At 56.6% G+C, this 24999-nt stretch carries 25 protein-coding genes and 1 pseudogene; 14 read left to right on the top strand and 12 right to left on the bottom strand.

The features are described 5' to 3' along the window. Nucleotides 1–238 precede the first annotated feature (238 nt). The 6 genes from AB8Z38_RS23540 to AB8Z38_RS23515 all read left to right on the top strand — a co-directional run bounded on the left by AB8Z38_RS23540 (nucleotide 239) and on the right by AB8Z38_RS23515 (nucleotide 5759). Nucleotides 239–595: a hypothetical protein gene (locus tag AB8Z38_RS23540; RefSeq protein WP_369720169.1), complete on the top strand. Its 357-nt coding sequence runs from the start codon at nucleotides 239–241 to the stop codon at nucleotides 593–595. A 63-nt stretch (nucleotides 596–658) separates the two neighbouring features. Beyond that, complete coding sequence (locus AB8Z38_RS23535; RefSeq protein ID WP_369720168.1) at nucleotides 659–862, top strand: hypothetical protein; 204 nt, start codon at nucleotides 659–661, stop codon at nucleotides 860–862. A gap of 690 nt (nucleotides 863–1552) precedes the next feature. Further along, the gene (locus tag AB8Z38_RS23530; RefSeq protein WP_369720167.1) at nucleotides 1553–2455 is read left to right on the top strand and encodes a hypothetical protein; all 903 of its coding nucleotides are present in this window, start codon (nucleotides 1553–1555) and stop codon (nucleotides 2453–2455) included. A gap of 148 nt (nucleotides 2456–2603) precedes the next feature. Continuing rightward, nucleotides 2604–3617, top strand: coding sequence for a hypothetical protein (locus AB8Z38_RS23525; protein ID WP_369720166.1), 1014 nt, complete (start codon nucleotides 2604–2606; stop codon nucleotides 3615–3617). A 64-nt stretch (nucleotides 3618–3681) separates the two neighbouring features. Beyond that, complete coding sequence (locus AB8Z38_RS23520) at nucleotides 3682–4395, top strand: hypothetical protein (RefSeq protein WP_369720165.1); 714 nt, start codon at nucleotides 3682–3684, stop codon at nucleotides 4393–4395. Between the two features lie 377 nt (nucleotides 4396–4772). Next, the gene (locus AB8Z38_RS23515) at nucleotides 4773–5759 is read left to right on the top strand and encodes a hypothetical protein (RefSeq protein WP_369720164.1); all 987 of its coding nucleotides are present in this window, start codon (nucleotides 4773–4775) and stop codon (nucleotides 5757–5759) included. A gap of 151 nt (nucleotides 5760–5910) precedes the next feature. On the opposite strand, the gene AB8Z38_RS23510 is transcribed toward AB8Z38_RS23515, so the two are convergent. From AB8Z38_RS23510 to AB8Z38_RS23495, 4 genes are read right to left on the bottom strand one after another with little or no spacing between them, the layout of a single operon-like run. Next, nucleotides 5911–7143 (bottom strand): histidine kinase, encoded by a 1233-nt coding sequence (locus AB8Z38_RS23510; protein ID WP_369720163.1) that lies wholly within the window; start codon nucleotides 7141–7143, stop codon nucleotides 5911–5913. Beyond that, nucleotides 7140–7601, bottom strand: coding sequence for a response regulator (locus AB8Z38_RS23505; RefSeq protein ID WP_369720162.1), 462 nt, complete (start codon nucleotides 7599–7601; stop codon nucleotides 7140–7142). Before AB8Z38_RS23505 ends, AB8Z38_RS23510 begins: the two co-directional genes overlap by 4 nt. After that, the gene (locus tag AB8Z38_RS23500) at nucleotides 7598–8836 is read right to left on the bottom strand and encodes a hypothetical protein (RefSeq protein WP_369720161.1); all 1239 of its coding nucleotides are present in this window, start codon (nucleotides 8834–8836) and stop codon (nucleotides 7598–7600) included. Before AB8Z38_RS23500 ends, AB8Z38_RS23505 begins: the two co-directional genes overlap by 4 nt. Continuing rightward, the gene (locus tag AB8Z38_RS23495; RefSeq protein ID WP_369720160.1) at nucleotides 8779–10740 is read right to left on the bottom strand and encodes a hypothetical protein; all 1962 of its coding nucleotides are present in this window, start codon (nucleotides 10738–10740) and stop codon (nucleotides 8779–8781) included. Before AB8Z38_RS23495 ends, AB8Z38_RS23500 begins: the two co-directional genes overlap by 58 nt. Nucleotides 10741–10880: 140 nt before the next feature. Here AB8Z38_RS23495 and AB8Z38_RS23490 point away from each other — a divergent pair, with 140 nt between their 5' ends. The 3 genes from AB8Z38_RS23490 (at nucleotide 10881) to AB8Z38_RS23480 (ending at nucleotide 14083) form a co-directional block, all read left to right on the top strand. Beyond that, nucleotides 10881–11309 carry a recombinase family protein gene (locus AB8Z38_RS23490; protein WP_369720159.1) on the top strand — a complete coding sequence of 143 codons (429 nt, stop codon included), beginning with the start codon at nucleotides 10881–10883 and terminating at the stop codon, nucleotides 11307–11309. Between the two features lie 938 nt (nucleotides 11310–12247). Beyond that, nucleotides 12248–13228, top strand: a complete 981-nt coding sequence (locus AB8Z38_RS23485; protein ID WP_369720158.1) for an HNH endonuclease — start codon at nucleotides 12248–12250, stop codon at nucleotides 13226–13228. A 267-nt stretch (nucleotides 13229–13495) separates the two neighbouring features. Then, complete coding sequence (locus tag AB8Z38_RS23480; RefSeq protein WP_369720157.1) at nucleotides 13496–14083, top strand: hypothetical protein; 588 nt, start codon at nucleotides 13496–13498, stop codon at nucleotides 14081–14083. 324 nt (nucleotides 14084–14407) lie between these two features. On the opposite strand, the gene AB8Z38_RS23475 is transcribed toward AB8Z38_RS23480, so the two are convergent. Continuing rightward, on the bottom strand, nucleotides 14408–15052 hold the full coding sequence (locus AB8Z38_RS23475) for a hypothetical protein (RefSeq protein WP_369720156.1): 645 nt from the start codon (nucleotides 15050–15052) through the stop codon (nucleotides 14408–14410). 23 nt (nucleotides 15053–15075) lie between these two features. Here AB8Z38_RS23475 and AB8Z38_RS23470 point away from each other — a divergent pair, with 23 nt between their 5' ends. Beyond that, nucleotides 15076–15408 carry a hypothetical protein gene (locus tag AB8Z38_RS23470; RefSeq protein ID WP_369720155.1) on the top strand — a complete coding sequence of 111 codons (333 nt, stop codon included), beginning with the start codon at nucleotides 15076–15078 and terminating at the stop codon, nucleotides 15406–15408. Next, nucleotides 15405–16082: a hypothetical protein gene (locus AB8Z38_RS23465; protein WP_369720154.1), complete on the top strand. Its 678-nt coding sequence runs from the start codon at nucleotides 15405–15407 to the stop codon at nucleotides 16080–16082. Before AB8Z38_RS23470 ends, AB8Z38_RS23465 begins: the two co-directional genes overlap by 4 nt. Nucleotides 16083–16175: 93 nt before the next feature. Here the strand turns inward: AB8Z38_RS23465 and AB8Z38_RS23460 are convergent, their stop codons facing one another. The 3 genes from AB8Z38_RS23460 to AB8Z38_RS23450 form a co-directional block, all read right to left on the bottom strand. Continuing rightward, nucleotides 16176–16652 carry a hypothetical protein gene (locus AB8Z38_RS23460; RefSeq protein WP_369720153.1) on the bottom strand — a complete coding sequence of 159 codons (477 nt, stop codon included), beginning with the start codon at nucleotides 16650–16652 and terminating at the stop codon, nucleotides 16176–16178. 110 nt (nucleotides 16653–16762) lie between these two features. Then, nucleotides 16763–17569, bottom strand: a complete 807-nt coding sequence (locus AB8Z38_RS23455) for a recombinase family protein (RefSeq protein WP_369720152.1) — start codon at nucleotides 17567–17569, stop codon at nucleotides 16763–16765. Then, complete coding sequence (locus AB8Z38_RS23450; RefSeq protein WP_369726582.1) at nucleotides 17523–17846, bottom strand: recombinase family protein; 324 nt, start codon at nucleotides 17844–17846, stop codon at nucleotides 17523–17525. The genes AB8Z38_RS23455 and AB8Z38_RS23450 overlap by 47 nt, the downstream gene beginning before the upstream one ends. A gap of 84 nt (nucleotides 17847–17930) precedes the next feature. Here AB8Z38_RS23450 and AB8Z38_RS23445 point away from each other — a divergent pair. The 3 genes and pseudogenes from AB8Z38_RS23445 to AB8Z38_RS23435 form a co-directional block, all read left to right on the top strand. Beyond that, nucleotides 17931–18839 (top strand): annotated as a pseudogene (locus tag AB8Z38_RS23445) (YifB family Mg chelatase-like AAA ATPase); the annotation flags it as partial. Nucleotides 18840–18970: 131 nt separating this feature from the next. Beyond that, nucleotides 18971–19438, top strand: a complete 468-nt coding sequence (locus tag AB8Z38_RS23440; protein ID WP_369720151.1) for a hypothetical protein — start codon at nucleotides 18971–18973, stop codon at nucleotides 19436–19438. Between the two features lie 106 nt (nucleotides 19439–19544). After that, nucleotides 19545–21770, top strand: a complete 2226-nt coding sequence (locus tag AB8Z38_RS23435) for an ATP-binding protein (RefSeq protein WP_369720150.1) — start codon at nucleotides 19545–19547, stop codon at nucleotides 21768–21770. A 239-nt stretch (nucleotides 21771–22009) separates the two neighbouring features. Here AB8Z38_RS23435 and coaA read toward each other — a convergent pair whose 3' ends face one another. The 4 genes from coaA to hisA form a co-directional block, all read right to left on the bottom strand. After that, nucleotides 22010–22966: a type I pantothenate kinase gene (coaA, locus tag AB8Z38_RS23430; protein WP_369720149.1), complete on the bottom strand. Its 957-nt coding sequence runs from the start codon at nucleotides 22964–22966 to the stop codon at nucleotides 22010–22012. Nucleotides 22967–22981: 15 nt separating this feature from the next. Then, on the bottom strand, nucleotides 22982–23305 hold the full coding sequence (locus AB8Z38_RS23425; RefSeq protein WP_369720148.1) for a phosphoribosyl-ATP diphosphatase: 324 nt from the start codon (nucleotides 23303–23305) through the stop codon (nucleotides 22982–22984). A gap of 80 nt (nucleotides 23306–23385) precedes the next feature. After that, complete coding sequence (gene hisF / locus AB8Z38_RS23420) at nucleotides 23386–24162, bottom strand: imidazole glycerol phosphate synthase subunit HisF (protein ID WP_369720147.1); 777 nt, start codon at nucleotides 24160–24162, stop codon at nucleotides 23386–23388. A gap of 10 nt (nucleotides 24163–24172) precedes the next feature. Then, nucleotides 24173–24910: a 1-(5-phosphoribosyl)-5-[(5-phosphoribosylamino)methylideneamino]imidazole-4-carboxamide isomerase gene (gene hisA, locus AB8Z38_RS23415; protein WP_369720146.1), complete on the bottom strand. Its 738-nt coding sequence runs from the start codon at nucleotides 24908–24910 to the stop codon at nucleotides 24173–24175. Nucleotides 24911–24999: the final 89 nt, after the last annotated feature.

Below are 24999 nucleotides of genomic sequence, written 5' to 3'. Positions count from 1 at the left end.
TTGCGCCTCATGTGGCTTGCCGCGATCGCAGCCTGAATCGGCGGAAAATGCGGAAACACTTGCGGGCCGGGAAACGTTCGTCTCAGGGCTCCTGGCTGGCCTTGCTGGAAGACCGAGCATAGCCGCCGATCGTGCTACTCCTACCCAGCCTGGGGCCAGCGCAAGCCCGCCGCGAATGGGCGGAAGCAATAGAAGTTCGGGCGGCCGGTCAGCGGGGATCTGGGTTGTTGCTGCTGTCGTGGCTGTCGGCATGTTCAGTTTGGGGATGCTCGACGAGCCGCTGAACTGGATGGTGTCGAAGCTCCCGTATGCTGGATCTCTCAAATTGGCCGTGGTGAGGGAGCGATTTCCTCCTTCGCAATATCCGCCGATGCCTGCCTACTCGACGCTCGAGATCAAGTCTCTTGAAGACCAGGAGATAACAGTCACGAACGTAGTCATTAACAACAAACAGGAATGCTCAGGTCTGGCTTTGGCTTCCTTCCCTCAGAAACTCAGCACCGGCCAAGCCATTAAGGTTCTTCCATCCTGCGATCCGATCAAGGTCGTTGTTTCCACGAACCGCGGAGAACAGGTCTATACTTGGAGCGAATGACGGCTTGAGTTTGGCAACGGACCCGGAATGGGACGCCATTTCGGGCGCGAAATCGGAGGCTCTATGCTTCCCGCTGTCCTGCCGTTCGTACTCGTCTTCTGTTCCCGTCGTATCAAGCAATTCGTCGCCACATTGGCCATCACCAATGTGTCGAGCGGATTCTACGCGGATCAGTTGGGCGCACTCAATGGAAGGCTGCTCAACAACCGCCTGAATCTCAAGGAAGCCGCCGTATCCAAGCTCGATGACATGACCGAGCAGGCTTGAAGCAGTTGGCAATCAAGACTGGCCTGGAGAACTATCAAGTCCAAGAGCTTCAGGTCGAGATCGACTCTGTCGGACAGTATGGGACGGGATCAGGACCGCTGACGTGCTTGCTGCCGGCGGGATGGGTCGGTGTTGAGCCCGGCGGCTATTCGCCTTGCCATGGTTCCTATCTTGAGAAGAAGGCGTCTGAAATCGCACCGCTTCTAAGAACCCCATGATGTGCTGCAAAGGGGCGATCACTCTGCAATTTGCCGTATGGGACAGATATACTACCGTTTACTGACGCTCGGGCGGGCACTCTGGGCAGGTGCCTCCGATAGAATCGAGCTCGTCACGAATTTCGACAACAGCTCGGCCGGAAGAGATACCGGACGGCGGGTCCTCACGGCTTTCCACGTGTTGCCGGGGACCGACAAAATTGCCCCCAGCCACGAACGATGATATCGCGACAATCCTCGCAGACTCTCCGGCGACCCTCGAAGGAGCTTCAATCGCCCGGATGGGAGTGGAGAACCGGCGGTTGGCGGCCCACCAGCGAAGTAACCGAACCTACCACCCGCACCGTGTCACTGGCCCTGCAAGCTGATTCCGTTGCAGAACGGGCTTGTAAACACCCTCGGGTTGCGCAACAATATTCTTAGCCTTTTCTGATGACGTTAATTCTTGATGTGATTGCTGACGGAGGCCCATATGGCTCGGCCGAAGCTTTCGTTCCTTCTTTCCGTCGTTGCGCTTCTCTCCTTGATCTCTGCCTCCTCGGCTGTGCGAAACGCAGACGTGTCATCGTTCGTGAACACGGGGTCTGGTGTGGCGGTCGCCTTTTTCCACAGCCCTCATTACCTTTATAGCGGCGGCGTGAGTCTGCGAGCGCGTAGTCTGAAGTTCTTGACTGAGGACAACAGCCCTATTGGAATCAGTGACCTAAATCTCCAATTCGAAGAGAATGGAGGCTCAGTAAAACTCGGTTATAAAAATGCCCTCTATGAATTGCCGATTGAAGACGCCATGGTTTGTCCGCTGGCGATGTTTGTTGCTCGCGGCGCATACACTATCTACACGATTCCGGTCGTCAGGGAGAACGAGCAATACTTCTCCGAGAATGGCTTAGTGGAGACGGGCGGCGGTTACGTTGCAAAGGAATTCGCTGGCACAAAGTATGAAAGCCTTTTGGACGCTGTTGATCTCGGAACGGAGACAGGCTCTCTGCCCTCGGCACTGAAGAAGGCAATTATCGACAATATAAACTCCGGCCTTCCAAACCTTAATTCTTCGGAGGAGGGCACCTACGTAAATGCCGACTTCAACATCGACTACAAGGCGTATCTAACGAAGGATGGTGACCGCCGCTTCATTGACATTGCTGGATTGCCACTCCGCTACGTCTGGGACGTAGGCGCAGGAGAGAAAGCAGTCATACGCGACGTCGAAATATTTCAATTCCCTCGACGGCAATCCGGACTACAGTACCAGGCTGTTCTTCTATTTCAGAACGCTGCAGTTATGCGACAGTTTGCAACACAACGCAGCGACTTATTCCAAGCGTTTCTAAAGAGTGCCTGCAATTACTACGACCAACGGCTCAAGGGACATTAGTTAAGCCGTCGGATGCCTCCATATGAAGAAGCTATATCACGCGTTCCCACGGCCTCCGACCCAGCGATCTGACGCTCCGCGAGCTAATGAGACGTTTGAGGGCGGCATAGAGGTGTTGTCGCTGATATTGTGTCACGGACTTCTATGCATGCCTGAGCGGTTTCCCTTGTTCTCGGACCCGTCTTCCGAGCGGCAGGAGAAGCTAGCGTTACTCTCGGCCGGCCTTCCTCAAGATCAGATTTACCAGTCTCGCGCATGTTTCAGTCTGCTCGATCTGCCGGAGCTATCCCAACAAATCGAGCTGAGACCCAGCGAAGGTGCCCCACAGGGCTCATCCATAATCTTTTCACACGCAGAACTGTTCGGCCCGTTTGCAATTGGTTTGGATCCATTGGAAGCCCGGGAAATGGGCATACTGCCAGCTGTCTACTACTATCGCACCAACTCGACTGGACCAAGCGAAAGCCTAAGCTCACAAATTGTGTATCGGCTCGATGAGATCAGGACAGTCCTTAAAGTTCTAAGCTTCATTGAAGCTCGCGCAAATCTGAAGAAGCTTTCTGTCCCAAGTTACGAACGCCTTACTGAGATCGGCATGGTCCCCAAGTATGAAGCGCCCGTCGTCAATCGACTAAATGATCTCACGTCGCGCGATGCTAAGAAGATCTTCGATCTTTTCGACACTGACCGAGTGGCTGGCTGGAGTCTCGTTGACTTCTTAAACATGCTTCTCTCGCTTTATCAAAATGCCGACTCTACTATCGACAGCGAACCTCTGGCATTCTTTCATCAAAGAGAGTGGCGCCTGATCCACCATATGAGAAAAGGCATGTGCTGGTTTAGCCTCGGCGAGAATGAGTACTATGCTGACTCAAACGCTGCTCGGTTCGCAGGATCCAAGGAAACAATCAGATCCTTCCTTGGTACTCGTATGGGAAGGCTTGATGAAAGTAAGATGCGTCGGTTCTGGGTCTTGGCTGAAGTTGGCGGCCGTCCTTTCCGTGACTTTATAAGAGAGATCGTTGTGCCGGAAGAATGTGAAGGCACTGTTCGCTCTTTGCTGGCGCAGTATGAATTTCGTCAAGAACCTTACGTTTCTACATTGCCGAGGAATTGGCGCTTGGATCTGTCCACTCGCGAAGCCAACCAGTCACCAACCTAGCCGAGCGGAGGTTGATCATGGTTCAGAGCAAACTGACAATCTGGCTGCTGGGAGTATTTCTGCGATGCACGAGTTCGTGGAACTGGTGAAGGCCCTGGCATGGCCGGTTACTTTGTTGATCGGAGTGTGCACTCTCAGGTCTGAGCTGCGTTTGTTCATGACGAGGATCTCTGAAGCGATCAGCCAAGCTGCACAGATCACTGTTGGACGTCGCGGAGTCGACATCAAACTGGCTCAGCGAATTACCGCTGTCAATACGCGGGTTACTGCGGTGCAGGCTATGCAGATCCAGACGAGGACCGCACACCGGCTGAAGCACAGTGATCAAACAGCCACTAAGGTTCCGGACGAACTTCTCGTGCTCGCATCCCAATACTGCGGACTGCAGATTGCTGACTACCGAACAAGGTTGCATCGAAAGAACGCCCTCGCCCTCGAGATGGGCGAGATCGTCGTCAGGTCTCGTTTAGACCGCGCGCTGCTATCCTCTCATAAGGATGAAGCTCTGGCACTTGCGCTAACCGCGGCGACGATAGCCGAGCCGAGGGCGGCCGATTTCGACCTTGTCTTAGATGCAAGCACATGGTGCAAGCGCCTCCATGTTCGCTATCGCATTGTGCTCGCAATATCGGTCTTGATAAATGAAGGTCTGACGCCGCCTAGTTCAGGGGGTGAGATACAGCAAGCGCTCACGACGATGAGTGAGGGCGCTGATCAACCATTGATCAATATTATCACCGACACGAAAGCCTTGATGGATTCTGATTGCGGGTGGTGAAATACATGCTCCACTTCAGGGCTAAGCGGCAGTCCACCCCTCTCTTGAGGAACGCTCTCAAGGCTATCATCGCTTTCGTGGCCCTAAGTTTTGTCGGCTTGTTACTGGTACCGACCATCTCAGACCGAATAGATCAAGTTGCGGACGCTTCGCAGAGTAAATGCGCGAAAGTCGGACGATCAGATGACCCGCTGCGCACAAGGCGTCCGGCTTATGTGGGGAACGTTCTCTCAATTCGACTCACGAACGCTGGTGAATTTGTCGACAGATGCGAACTCACAGACGTCCTTTACGAACTCAACTGGGACTATGAAAGGTGTCCAGGAGAGTTTCGTCCCAGGCGTTCATCAGACGCCGAGAGTCTTCCCAAGTTAGTCGTGATGTATATTCACGGATGGAAGCACAATGGTGACAGAGGAGACGAAGATCGGAAGCGATTCGGTGAACTTGTCGACAAACTTTCGGCGGCCAATCTTCACAAGAAGCAAGTTCTGGGCGTTTTTATAGGATGGAATGCAAAACCTCGTCTCTTTCCGTTGACTTTGCCGTACCTTGAGAACCTTACGTTTTGGTCCAAGAAGCAGGTCGCTGATCGGATCGCTCAATCAGCGGTCGTTACGAAGATTGTCGGAGCGGTCGGAGCAGTCCTGAATCAATCTCAATCGGGAAAGGATCAATTTGTTGCCATTGGCCACAGCTTCGGCGCTCGATTGTTGTTTTCGGCGACAGGACAGACTCTAATCTATCAGACTGAGTACAATCATCCCGGATACCCTGGCGGCCGCTATAAGCCGATACGGGGTCCTGCTGATGCAATCATCCTCCTCAATCCAGCTTTTGAAGCCTCTTTGTTCACTGCGATAAACGACGCATCCCGACACGAGGAAAGGTTTGATAGTCAGCTACCCCTTCTTGTGTCGATATCCTCCGTAGGAGACCTAGCGACCAAGAAAGCGTTTCCAGTTGGCCAATGGCTTGATTCCTACAGGTCCGAGCGAGAGATGACTACGTTGGGTCACTACCACCGATTTCAAACGCATGTTCTGTACCCGTCAACTTACGAGACTTGCTTCAGGAACCGCTTCAGCACCGACGAAACTTTCTTTGCATCTGGCCTCTGCTTTGCCCGTATTCCGAAAACGCCATCTCTGGGCCTAGCCGAAAGCTACCCTCACAATCCTTTTTTGGTGGCTTCCACATCTGAGGACGTCATCAAAGACCATAACGACATTTGGGGAGACCAATTTAGTAGCTGGCTGTTTGATTTTGTGAACGCGCTTCAGAGGCGACTACCAGCCCATCGTATCGGGTTGGAGGATCAAGCTGTAAATCCGGGCGCAAGAAGCTCACGTTGCCAGTCTTAGCGGCTGCTCTTTTGCATCACTCCGTACTCCATCATAGATAGCGACGGAAAGCGCTTCGTCGCGCCCGGCCGCTCCGAGACTCGGATCACGCCGTAAGGGATGCGAGGCGTCAAACATAAACGCTGGATAATGATTTAAAGTCCGTACCTCATCAGTGCTGCTCTCGGAGCAAGTGACTTGCCGTATGATACAATAGCAAGGCGCTCGTATTCGCTGCGTACTCTTGATGGTCGTCTGCCTTGTCTTTATCTGCGTAGTCGCACACCGATTTGATTATCAAGCATCGCGGGCGAGGCTTGCCAGATCCCTTGCAAGCTAACGCTACGCCGTAAGCCTCCATTTCAATGCCTAAAAGATTTCTGTGCTGCGCCAAGACCGAAATGAAAGTATCTGCATTTGCAACAACAGCAGCTCCTGACGCTAAGGGACCGAAATGTACCCTCAAGTCATTGCTGGGCTTCGCTCCTCGGGCTTCTTTCTTGATTCGAGCTAATAGACCAACGTCCGAGCAGCAGTCTTTCAATTGAGCGCAGATATCGGTGTCGAGCTCTATATGGTGCGGAGAGGGCTGAAAATGTGGTTGATCGTTAACTGACGAGATCTTCCCGCTGCCCCAGTCCCAAGTTGGATCCGCTACAATGATATCGCCCAGGTTAGTCTTTTCAATTCGACCGGCGCAAATCCCAACCATCGCTAGAATGCGCGGGCGGAATTGAGCAATAACCTTAGATACCAGGACCGCGGACGATGCCATTCCCATTCGAGGCGCAGCAGCGGCGACCACCGAATGTATCCTAGCGCCGGAACTCAAGGTGCCGGCTAGATATCGCGTTTCATCGTGGGAAAGCCTCAATGGCTGCCAACCAAAGTCGAGACCTCGTAAGGCTTCAAACTCCACGCCCTCCAAAGCGCACACGACAGCTAAATCCACTCCGTATGTTTTGCCGTCACTGAAGTTCTCAGAGTTCTTAGCTGCGCGTACATATTCAATCCGCGAAGTAACCTGCGAAATCCAATGATCCGAGTTGTCTGCGTAATAGATCAACGTCCAAAGTAGATCCGTGAACTTATCGCCGAACTCTGCGACTACGTCTTCAAAGGCCGTCAATCCAACAATATATCTTGGCCTAAAGATCGTTCCATCGCGGTGAAGCTCATCAAGAAGCTCGACGCCGCCGCCTCTATGAACCGACTCTCCAAGCCGACGAGGGATGTTGACGTCTAGGAGCATCAAATCAAAATGATGAGCTCCCATTTCCACCATTGCATTAGCAGCGGTCACTGCGTGGAAGATATCGCCGCTTTTCACCCCAGTCTGGGTTAGAACGTTATGTATCTTACCGTACTTTGTGGTGTCATCCTCAACGACCAGGACTTTGATCAAGGTTGTCTCCTTGGCAGGGAGCCGCCCACAGTTTGCAAAATCGAGGGCTTCCAGTCGTCAACATTGCTACGGTAATGGACCGTGCCAATATAGTTCGGGAATTTGGCCGACAATTCATCCACTAACTCGTCGAGCGTCATATAGTCAGACTCCTCTCCAAATCGATCAAATTGAGTAACCACCAGCACCGGTGCCCCAATCCGACTTCGCTGCATTTGCCTTAAGATCTCTCGGCCAGCGAATGGGTGTGGCCTTCCTCCCTCTTCGCTTAATGTGCGATCGAAATTGCGCATAGTCATATCGAGGAACACGAAATCGGGACGAAGCTCTAAAATAGATCTAATTCCGCTTTGAAACGATCGGGCTATCCGAATGTCGTCCACTGCAAACACTTCTTTAACGAATTCTTGCAGATCATTTAGCTTATGATCATCGTCTTCAACGATCAGAACCATCATAGGACAAGACCCTTAGCTTCTAGCATTATGTCGACTACAAACTCTCGCTCGTCCGACACGGACACTTGCAGTGCATGATTGCCGCCCAAATCGTGAGCAAGGATCTTCCAAATCTTTGGATATCCTGATCCACCCTCAACCGGTATCAACTGGGAAGCACGCTCTCGGCCAAACTCAGCATTGATGGTCGCGGATTTTGCGCGGACATTGCTTAAGTTGACGCTTTCACCAAGGTTGTTGCGAATCTGAAGTTCGAGGACATTCTTCGAAAGTTTTGCCGCGACTCCAATTCGCAGCGAGCCGCCAGCCAACCCTGAGTGAAACGCAGAATTGTCTAAGAGCAGGGAGAACAGACGCACGAGCGAAGGTAAGGTCCATCCCGCCATCACTATTGGTTCATCTGCCGTAAAGTCCGACTGTATGGAAAGATGAGAATAGTACGATTTGATGGTCGCCAGGCCTGCCTCGTATGAAATGCGAAGATCGTAATCCTGATACTCATTGTTGCTAGGTATCGCGAACCAGCTTGCAACACGTTCGATCGCTGATCGAAGATCGGGCCGCACAAGGTTCGTCGCGGACAGGAGACCCGAGACCTCCTCATAGTGGCTGCGCCTGTGAAGAACATCCTGAAGGGCCTGGAGCGAACCGAGTAGGCTCGTCAATGTGCGGCTGAATAGCATTTCTCTGATTGTGTCTAGCCCGCGATTAGTAAGCGTCCACAAAGCCGCAATAACCTCATCATAGAAGTCATCGAATTCGGCAGTTCTTTCGCAGCGCCTTTGCAGTATCTGAATCGAAACGTCATCTATAGTGAAGTCGAAAACCCCTTCTTTAGCTTGGTCACTACGTATTCTGATAATATTTCGATTTAGATATTCGATCTGCGCATCAACCTCCTCAGAGAATTTCGTTAGAGCGTCTGCAATCTCCTCTGTTGCGTATTGCGGAAGGCTTTCCATCCTGTCCAGCCAGTGAATATTCGCTTGATAGCTACCTGCTGCGCGGTCTTTGTTCGTTACAAGGTGATGAGCGAGTAACGGGCCACGAATCTCTCGCATAACAAACCCGTGCCGTATGTTTGTGCTAAGGTTCGCGTCCAATCCAAACTCTTTGCTTAGTGAGAACATGTCTCTCACCTCGAACACCATCCTAGCGAATAGCTTATTGCTTTCAGTTAGGGGGAGCGTGAGTGACAGGACCGCAATCCGCTCACCGAGGGCGGTCTCAAGCATCTTTTGCAGCTCTTCGATATTTGTCGATCGCTGTTGTTGGGTAAGAAGCTGGTATCTACGCCATGTTTCTCGCATTGCTCCCAGCGTTTTACGCATTCCATCACGTCGGCTTTGTACTCGTCGTACTCTGACGAGACGTAACGTGAGTAAATGTCGAACGCCAGAACAACCGCCAGAACGCCGAAGAACGACGGATTTGGTTCTTCCAGCGCTTCCGAGGCGGATACAAGCCTAGACAAGAGAGCACGCAATGGAAGCAACTTTGCAAAGCATCGGGTCAATCCGAACAACTGGACAGACACTTCGCAGCAGCGGTGCAGATCACCCGCTCCAAGTAGCCCCCCAGCAAGGAGACGGCCGACGTCATGCCACCGCGAATCGGATGCCCGACGTTCATACAAGGGCATCAGTGTCTTGACTGCCCCGGCTGGCGAGCCTTGTCTCACTTGGCTAATTGCCTGCCATTTTCTCACGCGATCAGCCGGCACCGAATCGAGGACGGTACTATCCCAGTTCGCGTGACCAATTGTCGCCAGGACTAAGGCGCATGTCTGCGAATGCGGATAGCGCTTGATCGCTTCGATGCTTCCAGTCGGAGGACCTTGATGATACGCGAAGATCATCGACGGGAGGTTATTTTGCGATCTCAGTGCATGAAAAAGGCTCCTCGTCGAACGCGTAGCTAGACGATCATCAAAATAGTAGCGCTCTAGAACGAGTGAGAGCGACGAAGACCAGGCGCAATTTGAGCTCGTTAGCGCTATCTTCGATAAGCGCGTTGCTGCTTCATCCGCCTCTTGATCGAACGCAATAAGGCGCGCGAGATCAGCTGCTATGTTTTTTATCGGAGAAGTGTCCGAAAGGACTTGATATCGATCTACCTCCACTGACAACTGTAGTGCGGATGACAGCTGCACCCCCAACGCCTCAATCGAAGAGTCGCTGTCTTGGACGGCGGTTGCCTTGTCCAACGCGAGAGTGTAGTCGCCACGTGTATATAGATCTTGTAAGTCAACAAGCGGAAACGATAGGTAGTCCGCGGCGCGATCGTCTCCCAAGAAAGCTAGGAGTCTTGCTGCGTCCACGCTAGGAACGCGGCGAAACAGGCTGAATAGCTCATCAGACAAAGTCGCCTTCGTCTCGTCGTCAAAGTCGAAGGAGGTTAGCGCGGCTTGGGCGATGCTTATCGAAATTAAATACCGATCCACTACCGGAAATATATCGGCATATGCCAATGCAGATGCTGCAATTCGCTCACTCGGTAATTCGTGCTGGCCTAGAACGACGTGAGTCAAGGCTGTAAAGCCGTTGTCGATCGGTACGACGTCGTGCAAGAGTTTGTAGAATTCGTTCGGCGCGATGCGCTGGCTCGCTCTTGAGCTAATCCAGCTTATCAAAAACCTGATTAGTGGGTGCGTCCCGCGGCGAACGGCTAGCTCGTCCGCAAATTTTACCTGCTCGTCGTATCCGCGGAACGTCTGAAGAAAATTAATACGAGCTTCGGCAAGCCAGAGCGAAACGCCAAACTTTTCCTCAATTTCGGACAGCACTCTCGTGATGCTGTCGACATCCCCCATTAGGAGATGATTCTCGTAAAGGCGCTTGTACTCGAGAAAGCTACTGATCGTTTCGCAGTACGGCAGAAGACACTGGATTGTCCAAACAAATTCACGAGCGAACTTAGTGATGAGCGGGACCCCGCCAGCTCCGAGTTGACCGTATGATTTTGGTAGAGGAAACGGCCAAAATACTTTCCGGTATCCCGGGTAGCTGAGAAGGAGGGGGAGCAACCGACGAACTTGTGCAACATCGGCATCGCGCTTGAATTGCGCTAGGCCGGTGTAAACGTTTCGAGCAATGCGGATTTGGGCCCGCAACCTGGTAAATTCGGCCTGGTGAAGCATTTGCTTAGACACGTACTACCTATAACTGACTCAGCCATAGACTTGGAATCATGGCGGCAATTTCTAAGAATAGCATGGGATGTCTGTTGTCTAAGCTCAACTTTTGATTGATGCGGCGCACAAATTGAGTTTGCCTCGCTGTGACAAAATTCATCGCGTATTTCCGCGTCTCAACAGAACGCCAGGGCAGGTCGGGGCTTGGCTTAGCGGCTCAACACCGCACGATCTCTGACTTCGTGGCCGGCGCCGGAACGCTTATTGCCGAGTTCTGTGACGTTCAGTCGGGCAGGGACGATTCACGTGCCGAATTACAACGAGCGATCCAGCTGGCCAAACGCGAGAATGCCAAGATTGTCATCGCGCGTCTCGACCGCTTCTCCCGCCGTGTCAGCTTCATTGCGAGCATTCTCGAACAGGGTATCGGCCTGGTCTGCGCTGAAATGCCCAACGCGACCGACTTCCAGCTTCATATCTTTGCGGCTCTTGCTCAGGAGGAGCGTCGACTGATTTCCGAACGAACAAAAGCAGCACTGGCCGAAGCAAAACGCCGAGGCAAGATTCTGGACTGAATGGTCAGTATTTGGCCGCGAAGAATCGCAAGGTCGCTAACGAATTTGCATCCCAACTCAGGGCGAAATTGGATGCGGATTTATTGCGGCGATCTTACAGCGAGATCGCGCGGCACTTGAACGATACGGGAATTACGACGACAACCGGGCGGAAGTTCTACCCGCAGACTGTCAAGAACTATCTTAGTCGGCTTCAAACAGGGATGGTGCAGGAGGCCGCGGCGTATGCAGAATTAGATAGAGCGAAGCTAACTACCATCTTGGAAAGCGAAGTGGATGCAACACTGGAAATACATGATGGGGGTGTTGCTCGGCGTACCAAATGATATGGCTCCTGCAGAAGTCGCGAAATCTTCCGTCTCTCCACAGATCGGCTAGATCCGACTTGCTAAGGCGAGCCGAATCATCTTCCTGATGCTTTGCCTTAAAAACGCGGCCAGTGTAGGGGTTGAGCTTTGGCCAACGGCGATTCTGATTGCTGAGGTGTCCATGGGGCGTCGATGGATACGGGTCGGGATCAGACTTTGTGAAGACCCATTTTTTTCGGAAGATTAGTTCAATCGAATCGAGAGTTTGATCATGGTTTGATGTGACTGCGCTGTTATCGTCGACTTCGTTGCCCTGTACTTCGGATACATTACGATGACAGCCTTCATCGGCTTCAAGATCTCTCCGGGGATCGGCTGTCGAATCTTGTGAGCCGAGCCACCGCGCGATTTCAACCCTCTCGGCGTACTCATCGATACCTATGAGCCCGAATCGAAAGTGAAACTCTGCGAGGACCAACAGAGTGCGTGTTATCGTTTGCTCCGATTGATTGTTCATTACGTTAACCGTCTTGCACGAGGGGTCGCTGTACTGCACTCCGGCGAAAGTATACCCTCTTGTTTGCAAGCGCCAAGCTGTGCTGGCAGATACATGTATAGGGATAATCTGAAATGGCTTTCTGGTGGGTGAACCAAAATCAGACTGGGAAGCACGAAATAGCCGGTGGCTACATTTGGTCTCCTAAACGGCGTCGCGATGGAAGCTTCAATCGATTCTACGAAAATATGCGCCTTGTAGATGTCGGCGATATCGTCTTTTCCTACATCGATCAGCTGATCCCTTACATTGGCGTCATCCAAAGTCCGGCGGTGTCCGGCGATCGGCCCGTTGAATTTGAAAATACTGCTTGGGATAAAGATGGTTGGTTAGTCCCTGTTGAATGGCATCGACCGCCTGTAATCATCAGACCCAAGGACATTCTGGAGACTCTGCGGCCCCTGTTGCCGAGCAAGTATTCTCCAATACGAGGGGATACGGGAGATGGTCTTCAGAGCGTGTATTTGGCCTCTGTGCCTGAGCCCATGGCTGAAGAACTGCTTAGTCCACTCGGCAATTGGAGGCCAAGCTCGAGTCCCATCGTCCTAAAAACGGTTACATCCGAAAATGCTATCGACCGGCTTGAAGATCAGATCGAGGTCAAGATCAGGAACGATACGTCAATTGATGAGACGGAACGACAAGCAGTCGTACTGGCTCGCCGTGGTCAGGGAAGGTTTCGAAAGAATCTGATCGAAATCGAAAAGTGCTGCCGTCTCACCCAGGTTGCTGATCCGAGATTGTTACGAGCCAGTCATATCAAGCCTTGGCGCGCATGCGCACACAATCATGAGAGACTAGATGGTAACAACGGGCTCTTGTTGTCGCCCCACGTCGATCTGCTCTTTGACCGTGGCTACATCTCCTTTGAGGACGACGGGACCCTGTTACGCTCCCCTCACATCGATCCTGCAGATTTTGCGCGGCTCGGCATATCGACTGACCAGGACTTCGGCGTGAGGCGATTCAACGCCACACAGGCAAAATACCTGGATTTCCATCGGAGCGCGGTTTTCCTGAGGGACGGCGCCAGTAGCGGCAATTCCGACGTTTAGCGGGTGCAGCAACCTCGTACGCCCACTAAGGTCGCATGAGCTGGCAGGGGCGCGCGGAGATCGTCATCGCGCGGCGTGACTTGTTTTCCAGCCGGATCACCCTCAGGTCTAGGTGTCCAAATTTCCAGCTAGACGTCTTTGCGTGCTGCAGCTGTCAACAAGGGCCCATCTTCTCAGCGTCGCCACGTGCATCGCCAAATAGTTGCATTTCCCCTGAACGAATCTTTGCTCAGAATGGCTGAACATTGTTTCGCGGGTGATTGTATAATGAAGAAAATCGCTTCCATCTTCGCCGTTGTTTCGTTCGTCGGATTTCTTGTTTGGCAAATCCCGCAATATCTGGAGACCCAACGGAGAGAGAGGGAGCTATTATTAGAACAGCAGAAGCAGGCCGAAGCGGCTAAGACAGCAGAAGCGGCGCGCAAAGCATTGGAAGAGAAAAAGCAGAGAGATGAAGGACGAGCTGCGGTCAGTCAGGCATCTGACGAACGTCTGAAGTCTCTGGTTCGAGACTGCCGCCAAAAGATCGGTGAAAAAATTGCCACCACGGGCTCAAAGCCTTCGTTCGCTGTTTACTTTCCGGATTACGATGCGGATGACCTGAGAAACCTCACGGCAATGGACTCAGCTATGAACGCATCCACGGGCAGGCCAAGCGTTATTTTGAACAAGGATGACCACGAGACGAGACAGATCGCAGCGCTTCGGCGTTACCCAGTCGAGATATCGATCGTCGCTGAGAGCGCAAGCGATACGTTCTCGGGTGTGAAGCGATGGGCCGCTGAGTATCGATGCACCCTCGATGGGCTGTCGGTCAAAACCGTGACGCGCGAGGGACCATTGTACTTCTTCTGAGGGCAATCTTTTAGGGGCCGGAATATTCGGGATGGACGATCGTGGTACTCTGTCATGATAGGGCCATTCGAGCAGTGGCATCACTTGATGCGGTCCAAAGGCGATCAAGAACTATCTGACCCGACTCCGTAGTTTCCCCAACGGGGGAAATTAAGATCCTGAGTGACCTTTTTGAGAATCCCTATTACCTAGTCTTCATCTCGGTGCGGTTTAGGGTGTTTGGACCTCGGCATCGTATGCAGCGCGCACTGATCTCAGATGTATTTGCCGGGCGATATTCGCCCGAGCATAGCGTCTCCAGATCGTACTGAACGCAGGATCCCCCTACGAGCTTCTATCCTTCTTGTACTCCTCGTTTGTGAGCGGGCTGCAAAGCGCCTCTATGTCGCCCCTGAATTCCTCCAACATCTTGGTCACGCGCTTGGGCTCTTTAACCCCGGAGCTCGAATGGTCCCAAATATCGGAGCGCATCTGAAGCACAAGATCCCATTCTTCAGTCCCAGTCTTCGGCTCGTCCACTTCGATCAGGATTTCGACCGCTACCTGGATGCTATTCCGGGCCTTGTGGAGTTTCTGGAAGATCGCCTCTGTATGCTTTCCGAAGACAGCCATGAATTTGGGCTGGAGTACGAGGACGCGCTCGAAGAAGCCGTTATGCCTCTCCATGCGCTTGATAATGCCATAGAAGGACCGGCGACGCTCGGCTTCCGTCTCGCTCAATCCTTCCTTTGGCATATCCGCCCATTCGTACTCGCGGACCAACCGCCGGCGAATGTCATCGAAGACCATCTCCGATCCGTACGCGATCGTGAGAGCGTCGTACGCAATCTCAAGCCGTCGCTCTTCGAGCTTCTCGCGCTTCCATTTTCCGAACGTCCGGAGGCCGAGGAATGATATCACTGCTGACATGATCAGCCCCGCCAGAGTGAATAGCTGGGTCCAGCCAAAGGCCCAAGGATCGCTCAACATGTGCTCCTTCCGCGTGCATAGGCGTGCTCGTTGCCAACTCCATCTTCGCGGTCCAAGGTTGTATAGATGGATCTTGGAAAGCGATTGATAATGGCTTTAAATTTGTTTCTGAGAAGCTTGGCATGAACAAAGTTTTTGTAGCTGTGGAGAACCCGCTCGTAGTCCGGAAGGCTATGCACGATTGGCGTTCAAACTTCTCCCGCGACGCAGAGCCAATATCGGGTTTGGGGGCAAACACTTTTTGGATCGCCCGCCTGGGCTTCTGGGGGCACTTTCTAGAGTTCAAAAAAGATAATGGACACTATCGTTACTGGAATCCATTCGAGTCGAGCCGTCTGATCTCCGCAAGAACATGATTGTTGAAATCAATCCTCCCCACGGCGCACGGATTAAGGCAATGCAGGGAGTGATTGCCACCGCGCCCGACGGCTCACGCTGGATTCTTCACGGTGGTAGGATGTCCATCCTAAGGGCCCACATTTCCGAAGATCAGTTCGACCGATCATCCTCCATGAAACGAGTTGACGTCAGGTTTTCCGATGGATCGATCGCGAAATATCTGCCTGTAGCGAACATCGATACATCCTTTCGAATGTTGCAAGATCAGATGTGGGCTTTTGTCGCGGAGTGCCGTCGGGTTCGTGTCCATTACTCGTTGGGAGCTGCGGCCGCGAAGCAAGATCAAGCTGTCCTAAATGCGGAGAAGAGCTTCCCTGAGCCTGTGGGGAGTTACCATGTGGGACCGCAAGCCGCTAGAAAGGTTAAACGCCAGCATGGCCCCGTATGGCACGCGCTGGTAGCGCTTCTTGACGGGCTAAACGTTCGTCACTCAAATAGTCGCGTGGGTAGATGGGGTCCTGATTTGCGAACGATCGGCAACACCCCCATTTTGTTCGAAATCAAAGTGACCCCGGACGCATCGGATATCCAACGTGGGATCGGCCAGTTGTTTCTCTACGAGAAATTATTGGGCCGGTCACATCGGAAGATTTTAGTCTTGCCTCGCCGGGCAAACGATCTCGATCGATAAGGCGATCGAACAACTTGGTGTTGAGGTCCTTACTTTCCGGCGGCATTCGAGGAAGCTGACGTTCGATTCACTCCGATTTTGAATTGCGGCCTCTTATTTCTCCCCCAAAGCTGGTTCGTCGGCCGGCAGTTGGACAACGGTGCCATCAGCGCAAAGCGCGTCGAAATCCGGTGCCTTCCCGCTGACCTTCTGGATGAATTTCGCCGGGTCATCAGGATCGACGAACAGCGTCATGCCCTGACCATCTCGGAAGACCACCTCGAATCGCTGAGTGTCGGGGTCCACGGTCAGGCGCAGCCGACTGATCAGTGATTGCAGCCTTGAGGCTATTTGGGCACGAAGCTTGTACACATCTCCGCCTCTGGCGGCCCGGACACGCTCGATCAGCCCCGCAACCTGGTCCGGGTGCTGGTAATACGTCAATGCCGTCTGGTCGAGGATCGCAATCTCATGGCGCAATTGCTGTCTCGCCTTTTTTGCTCCGATTAGCTCGTGCTCTCCCTTCTTGACGATTTCCGCAAGAATCTCGCTGCGAAAAATCTGCCAGCTCGACGCTGGTATCAATGGCACGTCGCACCTTTTCCTGAAGAAGGTTGATTCTCCCTTCGACGGCCTCGATCTGGAAGGCGAGTTCGCTTCTTTTGCTCGAATGTTCGCTCGACCGCACCAGCGAAGCCAGATCAAGCTGTTCGACGAAGGACAAGAACGTCGATCTCGAACTGATCATAGCGCCAACGACCTATCATCTCGCAGCCATCGTTGCGGAGTGCCTTTGAGCACACGAGGTACGACTGCCCCTTTGGTGGCGTGCCTTTGTTTTGATAGTGCATTGGCTTGCCGCAGTAGTCGCAGACCGCCAGCTTCGAAAACAAATTGGTGAAATGCTTGCCCTTAGGTCCACCGCTACCCTTTCGGCCCTGCTCAGGTTTTGTCTTTCGTTCCAGCCGGCCGCGTTGTGCTGCCTCGAACACGACCTGGGACACAATGCGCGGGAAGTAGTTGCGGATCGGATCTCCGTCGGGCGTCCGCTTGCCACCTTCCATGCGATTGGGCTGGAACGTCCCAACCGCCGCTGCGCCACTCAAAATTTTATTGACGGTCGAGTTCTGCCACCCTCCTTTGCCGGTGAATGTCGGTATGCCCTCCTCGTTCAACCGGCGAACGATCGTGAACGTACCGATTCCAGATGCAGCCTCATCGAAAATCCGGCGAACCACGGCAGCATGGTCCTCCGCCACCTCAAAACCCATCCGATCCGAGGTCAGGCGCAGCCAACTTGGACACCTTGCGGTCAGCTTCTTCTGACCGATGACGGACCGTTTTGCCTTCCAGGCTTGGGACAGCCGATCGCTCTTGCGAGCTGATTCCTCATTCGCCCGGCTCATCTTGGCAATCGAAATAATCAGGTCTTCGAAACTGATCTTGCCCGAGAAGACGCGCTCATCGTCCAGCGTGACCAGAATCAGGCCTGCCTCGACGATCTCCATGAAAGGCTTCAGGGCTACCATCGGCTCCTGACGGCTCATCCGGTCGAATGATCTCGACGAGTAGGTATGAGCCCTTTTCGACCTCGCCTGCCCGAACAGCCTCCAAGAACTCTCCGAACCTTCCTGACGCGATATTTTTGCCGGAGTAGGCGGAGACACCGATGTCATGCCAACGGTCGTCGTCGACCAGCTCCAAGCCGTGCCGTTCGGCGTATTTCCGGGAGGCTTCACGCTGACGGCGAAGGCTATCGCCCTTTAGCTGAAGGTCGGTAGACATCCGGACGTAGGAAAAGGCTTTCGGGCGGATCGATTGATGAGCTATAACCATCTGCATTTATTAACATTTAGTAATTTAATTGTCCACCATATCCTCATGATCGGCGCGCCCGGCGCCGGCAAATCGATGCTGGCGGCGCGCCTGCCCTCGATCCTGCCGCCGCTGTCGCCCGGGGAATTGCTCGAGGTCTCGATGATCGCGTCCGTCGCCGGCGAGATCGAGGGCGGCGCGCTGACGTCGCGGCGGCCGTTTCGCAGCCCGCATCATTCCGCCAGCATGGCCGCGCTCACCGGCGGCGGCGCGCGCGCGAAGCCCGGCGAGATCTCGCTGGCACACCAGGGCGTGCTGTTTCTCGACGAGCTGCCGGAGTTCGATCCGCGCGTGCTGGATTCGCTGCGCCAGCCGCTGGAGAACGGCGAGGTCTCGGTCTCCCGCGCCAATCACCGCGTCACCTACCCTGCCCGCTTCATGCTGGTCGCGGCGATGAATCCCTGCCGCTGCGGCAATGCGTTCGAGCCCGGCTATGCCTGCAAGCGCGGCCGCGTCGATCGCTGCACGGGTGACTACCAGTCCCGCATCTCCGGCCCGCTGATGGACCGGATCGATTTGCGCATCGAGGTGCCGGCGGTGACCGCGGCGGACCTGATCCTGCCGCCGCCGGCGGAGGGCTCAGCCGAAGTCGCAGCACGCGTGGCGGCGGCGCGCGACATCCAAATAGCGCGCTACGCGGATGCTGGCCTGCCGCAGGTCCGCACCAATGCCGAGGCGCCCGCCTCGGTGCTGGAGGAGATCGCCAAGCCCGATGCGCAAGGCGCCAAGCTGTTGCGCGATGCTGCCGAGACCATGCGGCTATCGGCGCGCGGCTATCACCGCGTGCTGCGGGTGGCGCGCACGCTCGCCGACCTCGACGGCGCCGACAGGATCGGCCGGCTGCATCTGGCCGAAGCGCTGTCCTACCGCGCACTCGCGGAGGATGTGCGGCAGCTCGCGTGAACGATACGCGCGTCAACCCGGCGGTAACGAGTTTCCTTTACGCTCTGCAAACCATAAGGCCCAAGAGCTGCGTGTGTGAGTTCCCATACGAGCTTTCCGGGCCTTGGCGAGTACTTGGCGAGTAGAGTGTCATGTTGCGTTTTAAGATCCTGTCGTCGGTTGTTCCCCTGTTGGCCGCGGCAGTCTTCGCCCGCAGCGAAATCGGATCGGTCTCGCATCCCTGCATCGCGCTGGGCGAAACCTCGGTCGAGCTCACATCCCTGTTCTGGACCGCCGGGATCCAGGTCGCCTTCACCGACGATCCTGCGCAGGCGACCGTGCGGGTGCAGATCACCGACGACGCCGACGTGGCGGATTTTGTCGTGGTCGACGACGGCGAGAGCGAGGAGCCGGGTGCCTGCCAGGCCAATCCCGCGACGCGCCTCGTCGCGATTTCCGAACAATCGGGCGGCGGCCGGCCGACGATCTATCTCTCCAGCGAAGGCCCGGCCGACTACCGCATCTATGTGCGCTCGAAGACGTTTTCGCAGAGGGACGCCGCGGCCTTGATCGTCGGCGCCCATGGCGGCCTCCACCACCTCCAGGCCGCCTCGCTCTGAGGCGTTAACGTCTCGTCAATCCTGTTTGGAGGCGGGCTCCAAACCTCAAACTGTTCGCAACGTCGGCGGGACATCGTCAAAGAGTTTAGAGTCGGGGTCGGTGACGATGGATCGGACGTTCCGGATCAAGGTGCACATGCGCCGCTTCAGGCGTCGCCATCCCAGGATCGCGTTCGCGATCCGCTCCTTCATGATCTTCTCGGCGACGTTCGGCGGCGCCTATGGCTTCATCGCCGGCAGCCGGTCCGAGACATCCGGCTACGACCCCAACGCGTTCGCGATCGGCGCGAGCTTCCTGTTCGCGCTCGCCTGCCTCGGTCTCGCCACGCTCAGTATGCGGTTGCGTTTCGTCAACAAGCGGCTGCGCACGCTCGCCACCCACAACGACGTGCTGATCGATCGCAATTGGGAGCTGAAGGAAGCCGAAGAGCGCGCCCGCAGCCTGTTCGAATCGCAGGGCGACCTGATCGTGCTGCGCGACCATCAGGGCCGCATCACCTTTGCCAACGACGCCTATTGTGCGCTGGCCGGACGAGCGCGCGGCGCACTGGTCGGCACGCGCTTCGATTTTGACGTGCTGGAGCAGGGTGACAGCGCGCGCGAAAGCAACGGCACGCGCATCCACGACCAGAAGATCGCAACGCTTGTGGGAGCGCGCTGGATTGCTTGGCGCGAGGGCCTCGTCCGACACGATGCCGGCCAGCCCGCCGAATTGCAGAGCGTCGGACGCGACGTTACCGACCGCACCGAGACCGAGCGTGCGCTCTCGGACGCGCGCGACCAGGCCGACGCCGCCAACCGCGCCAAATCGCGCTTCCTCGCGATGGCCTCGCACGAGATCCGCACGCCGCTGAACGGCATCATCGGCATGGGCGGGCTGCTGCTCGACACCACGCTCACGCCGGAGCAGGCGACCTATGCGAGGGCCGTGAAAACCTCGGGCGAGGCCTTGATGGCGCTGATCGAGGAGCTGCTCGACTATTCCAAGATCGAGGCCGGCAAGCTTGACCTCGAGCAGCGTCCGTTCGCGCTCACGGCCTTGATCGAGGACATCACCGAGCTGCTGGCGCCGCGCGCGCAAGCCAAAAATCTCGAGATCGCGGCTTACATCGACGAACGCCTGCCGCTCGAGGTCAGCGGCGATGCCGGCCGGCTGCGCCAGGTGCTGCTCAATCTCGCCGGCAACGCCATCAAGTTCACCGCGAGCGGCGGTGTCGCGCTGATCGTCGAGCCCGGCATCTGGCCGAACGAGATCAGCTTTCTGGTACGCGACACCGGGATCGGCATCGCGCCCGAGGCGCAGTCACGCATTTTCCGCGAATTCGAGCAGGCCGACGAGCGGGTCGCGCGCACCTATGGCGGCACCGGGCTCGGCCTTGCCATCAGCGAGCGCATCGTCAAGCGCATGGGCGGCCGCATCACTTTGACGAGCGAACCGGGCAAAGGGGCGACCTTCGAGGTCGCGATCGCGCTTTCGCCATCGCAAGCCGGCGCAGGACAAACCGCATTCCCGAGTCCCGACCTCAGCGGCAAGTCGATCCTGGTGGTGGCCGACGGCATCGAAGCATCGCTGATCGCACGCCGGCTGGAGCGCTGGGGCGGCCAGACCTGCCTGGTGGCCGATGCGACCGTGGCCGAAGCGCTGCTGCCCGAACGCTCATGGCATGCGGTTCTGATCGATCGTGCGATCGGAACCAGTGTCGCCGATCGCCTGGGCGAGGTCGCCCGCGCTCATGCATCACAGCGACTGGTGTTGCTGACATCAGGCTCGCGCCATGAAAAAATCGCGGAGGCCTTCACCGGCTTTCTGGTGAAGCCGCTGCGTGCGGCGTCGCTCGCTGCGCGCCTGGCGCTCGCGCCGGAGATCGCCTCGCCCGATCTCGCGCCGGAGCCCGTCGAACCCGCCGCGGTCGCAACCCCGGTGGAGCGCCTGTCGATTCTCGTCGCCGAAGACAATGAGATCAACGCACTGTTGATGCGATCGCTGCTGACCAAGCTCGGCCATAGCGTCGTTATCGCGGTCCATGGCGAGGTGGCGCTGGAATCCTGGCTCGCAGCGAGCTCGGCCGGTACGCCCTATGATCTCGTGCTGATGGACATCCAGATGCCGCAGCTCGACGGCATCGAAGCGACCAAGCGCATCCGCGCCCACGAGGCCACCACAGGCGGCCGCCACACGCCGATCCTGGCACTCACCGCGAATACGCTGGTCGAGGATCGCTATGCCTGTTTCGAGGCCGGCATGAATGGATTTTTGATCAAGCCGCTCGATCGCGACAAGCTGGAAGAAGCGCTGGCCGGACTCGCGGCGGCACGGCATCTGGTGGTGTAGAAGAGTCTCTCCATCGTCATTGCGAGGAGCTCTTGCGACGAAGCAATGACGGCGTGGGCGTCACAACCTTCAGGCGTCACAACCTTCAGGCGTCGCGGCATTTGGGTGGTGTAGCCGCGATCAAAGGTGCCGTAGGGTGGGCAAAGCGCAGCGTGCCCACCATTTACACTCAGCGGGCGGAGAGATGGTGGGCACGGCGCGCGAAGAGCGCGCCTTTGCCCACCCTACCAGACCGTGGCCTACAGCCTTCGCAGCGCGACGCTCTCCACCACGTGATCCGCGCCCTTCTTCAGGATCAGCGTCGCGCGCGGGCGCGTCGGCAGGATGTTATCCTCGAGATTGGCGAGGTTGGTGCGCTCCCAGATCGCGGTGGCGGTGGCGGTGGCCTCCTCGTCGGACAACAGCGCATAGCGGTTGAAATAGGACTTTGGATTGGTGAAAGCGGTGTCGCGCAGCGCCAGGAAGCGCTTGATGTACCAGCGCCGCAGCGCGGCTTCCTCGGCGTCGATATAGACCGAGAAATCGAAAAAGTCGGAAACGACCGGCACCGCCTTGCCGTCACGCGGCAGCTTGCCGGTTTGCAGCACGTTGACGCCCTCGACGATCAGGATATCGGGCTGGTCGATCTCGACCCACTGGTTCGGCACGATATCGTAGGTCAGATGCGAATAGACCGGCGCGCGGACATGGCGGCGTCCGGCCTTGATGTCGGACAGGAAGCTGAGCAGCAGCGGCAGATCGTAGCTCTCGGGAAAACCCTTTTTCTGCATGATCCCCTGCCGGTCGAGCACGGCGTTGGGATAGAGAAATCCGTCGGTGGTGATCAGCTCGACCTTGGGTCGCGGCGACCAGCGCGCCAGCAGCGCCTGGAGCACGCGCGCCGTGGTGGATTTTCCGACCGCCACCGACCCGGCGACGCCGATGATGTAGGGCATCTTGCGGTCGCGGATGTTGAGGAACTGGCGCTCCGCGTAGTACAGCCGCTGCATCGCGTCGACATAGATCGAGAGCAGGCGCGACAGCGGCAGGTAAATGTCCTCCACCTCCTGCAAGTCGAGGCGGTCGTGCAGCGAACGCAGCCGGTCGAACTCGCCCGGCTCCAGCGTCATCGGCGTGTCGTCGCGCAGTCGCGCCCACTCCTCGCGCGTATAGACGCGGTAGGGATTATACTGCTGCTCGGGTGCGCGGATATCCATGACGCCACCTCTCCGTTAGCCGCCCTTGCGCGACGCCTTTTCTTCCAACCCTGACATCGAGGTCCGCTTGTCCAGCGCGGCCTCGACTTCGTCCAGCTTTATGCCGCGTGCCTTCAAAAGCACAAGGAAATGGTAGAGCAGGTCGGCACCTTCGGCGATCAGATGCGCGCGATCGTTTTCGACTGCTGCGATTACGGTTTCGACTGCTTCCTCACCGAACTTCTTGGCGCAATGTTCGGCGCCCTTGTCCAGGAGCTTGCGGGTATAGGACCCCTCGCCGCCGGCTGCCGCGCGGGCGTCGATGGTGGCGGCCAGGTCGTGGATCGTGAAACGCGGCATACAAAATACTCAGCAAACACGCTCCGGCTGATTGAGCCGGTCCCTACCAACTCCTGTAGCATTTCTATGAACCGGAGTCGTCAGGCATCCAGGCGCATGGGTAACCCGCGCCGGGCCATGTGCTCCTTGGCCTGCCGGATAGTGAATTCCCCGAAATGGAAGATCGAGGCGGCCAGCACGGCGGTGGCGCGCCCGTCGCGGATACCGTCGACGAGATGGTCGAGATTGCCGACGCCGCCGGAGGCGATCACGGGAACGGGAACGCTGTCGGCGATTGCCCGGGTTAGCGGGATGTCAAAGCCCTGCCTTGTGCCGTCGCGGTCCATCGAGGTGAGCAGGATTTCACCGGCGCCGAGCGAGACCACTTCCTGGGCATATTCGACCGCATCGATCCCGGTCGAATTGCGGCCGCCATGGGTGAAGATCTCCCAGCGCTCGGAGCCGCCCGCGCGCTTGACCCGCTTGGCGTCGATCGCCACCACCACGCACTGCTCGCCGAACTTTTCGGCCGCTTCCTTGACGAACTCGCGCCGCGACACCGCGGCGCTGTTGATCGACACCTTGTCGGCGCCGGAGCGCAGCAGCATCCTGATGTCGTTGACCTCGCGCACGCCGCCGCCCACCGTGACCGGCATGAAGCAGGCCTCGGCCGTGCGCCGGACCACGTCCATCATGGTGCCGCGGTTCTCGTGGGTCGCGGTGATGTCGAGGAAGCAGAGCTCATCGGCGCCGGCGGCGTCGTAGGCGATCGCGGCTTCGACGGGATCGCCGGCATCGCGCAGATCGACGAAGTTGACGCCCTTGACGACGCGGCCGTCCTTGACGTCGAGGCAGGGGATCACACGCACCTTGAACATCGGAAATCTCCTAGGCAGCGCGCGCGTTGCGGATCAGGGTGAGGGCAGCAGCGGGATCGAGCCGGCCGTCGTAGAGCGCGCGGCCGGCGATCGCGCCGGCGAGCTTTTTTGCCCGCGGCGCCAGCATCGCCTTGACGTCCTCGATCGAGGCGAGGCCGCCGGAGGCGATCACGGGAATCGAGATCGCGTCAGCCAGCGCGACGGTCGCGTCCAGGTTCAGCCCTTTCAGCAGACCGTCGCGGGCGATGTCGGTGAAGATGATGGCTGCGACGCCGGCATCCTCAAAGCGCTGCGCGATCTCCAGCACCGTTACCTCAGAGGTTTCGGCCCAGCCTTCGACCGCGACCTTGCCGTCACGGGCATCGAGGCCGACCGCGACCCGGCCGGGGAATTTCTTCGAGGCCATTTTCACCAGATCGGGATCGCGCACCGCGGCGGTGCCGATGATGACGCGGGTGATGCCCTTGGCGAGCCAGGCCTCGACGGTGGCGAGATCGCGAATGCCGCCGCCGAGCTGCACCGGAATCTTGATCGTCTTCAGCATGGACTCGACGGCCTGCGCGTTCACCGGCTTGCCGGCAAAGGCACCGTCAAGATCGACGACGTGGAGATACTCAAAACCTTGCGCGACGAAGCTCTGCGCCTGTGCCGCGGGATCGAGGTTGAACACCGTCGCGCGCGCCATGTCGCCTTGCTCGAGGCGCACGCATTGGCCGTTCTTGAGGTCGATGGCGGGAAAGAGAATCATGTCGCACCTTCTCCCGTCTCCCTCATGGGAACGGGGCTATCAGCCATGCACTCCCTCATTGCGAGCAATGACGAGGTGGAAACCATCGG

It is taken from the genome of Bradyrhizobium sp. LLZ17 (assembly GCF_041200145.1).
Lineage (GTDB): Bacteria > Pseudomonadota > Alphaproteobacteria > Rhizobiales > Xanthobacteraceae > Bradyrhizobium.
This window is presented reverse-complemented; position numbering and strand designations above follow the sequence as displayed.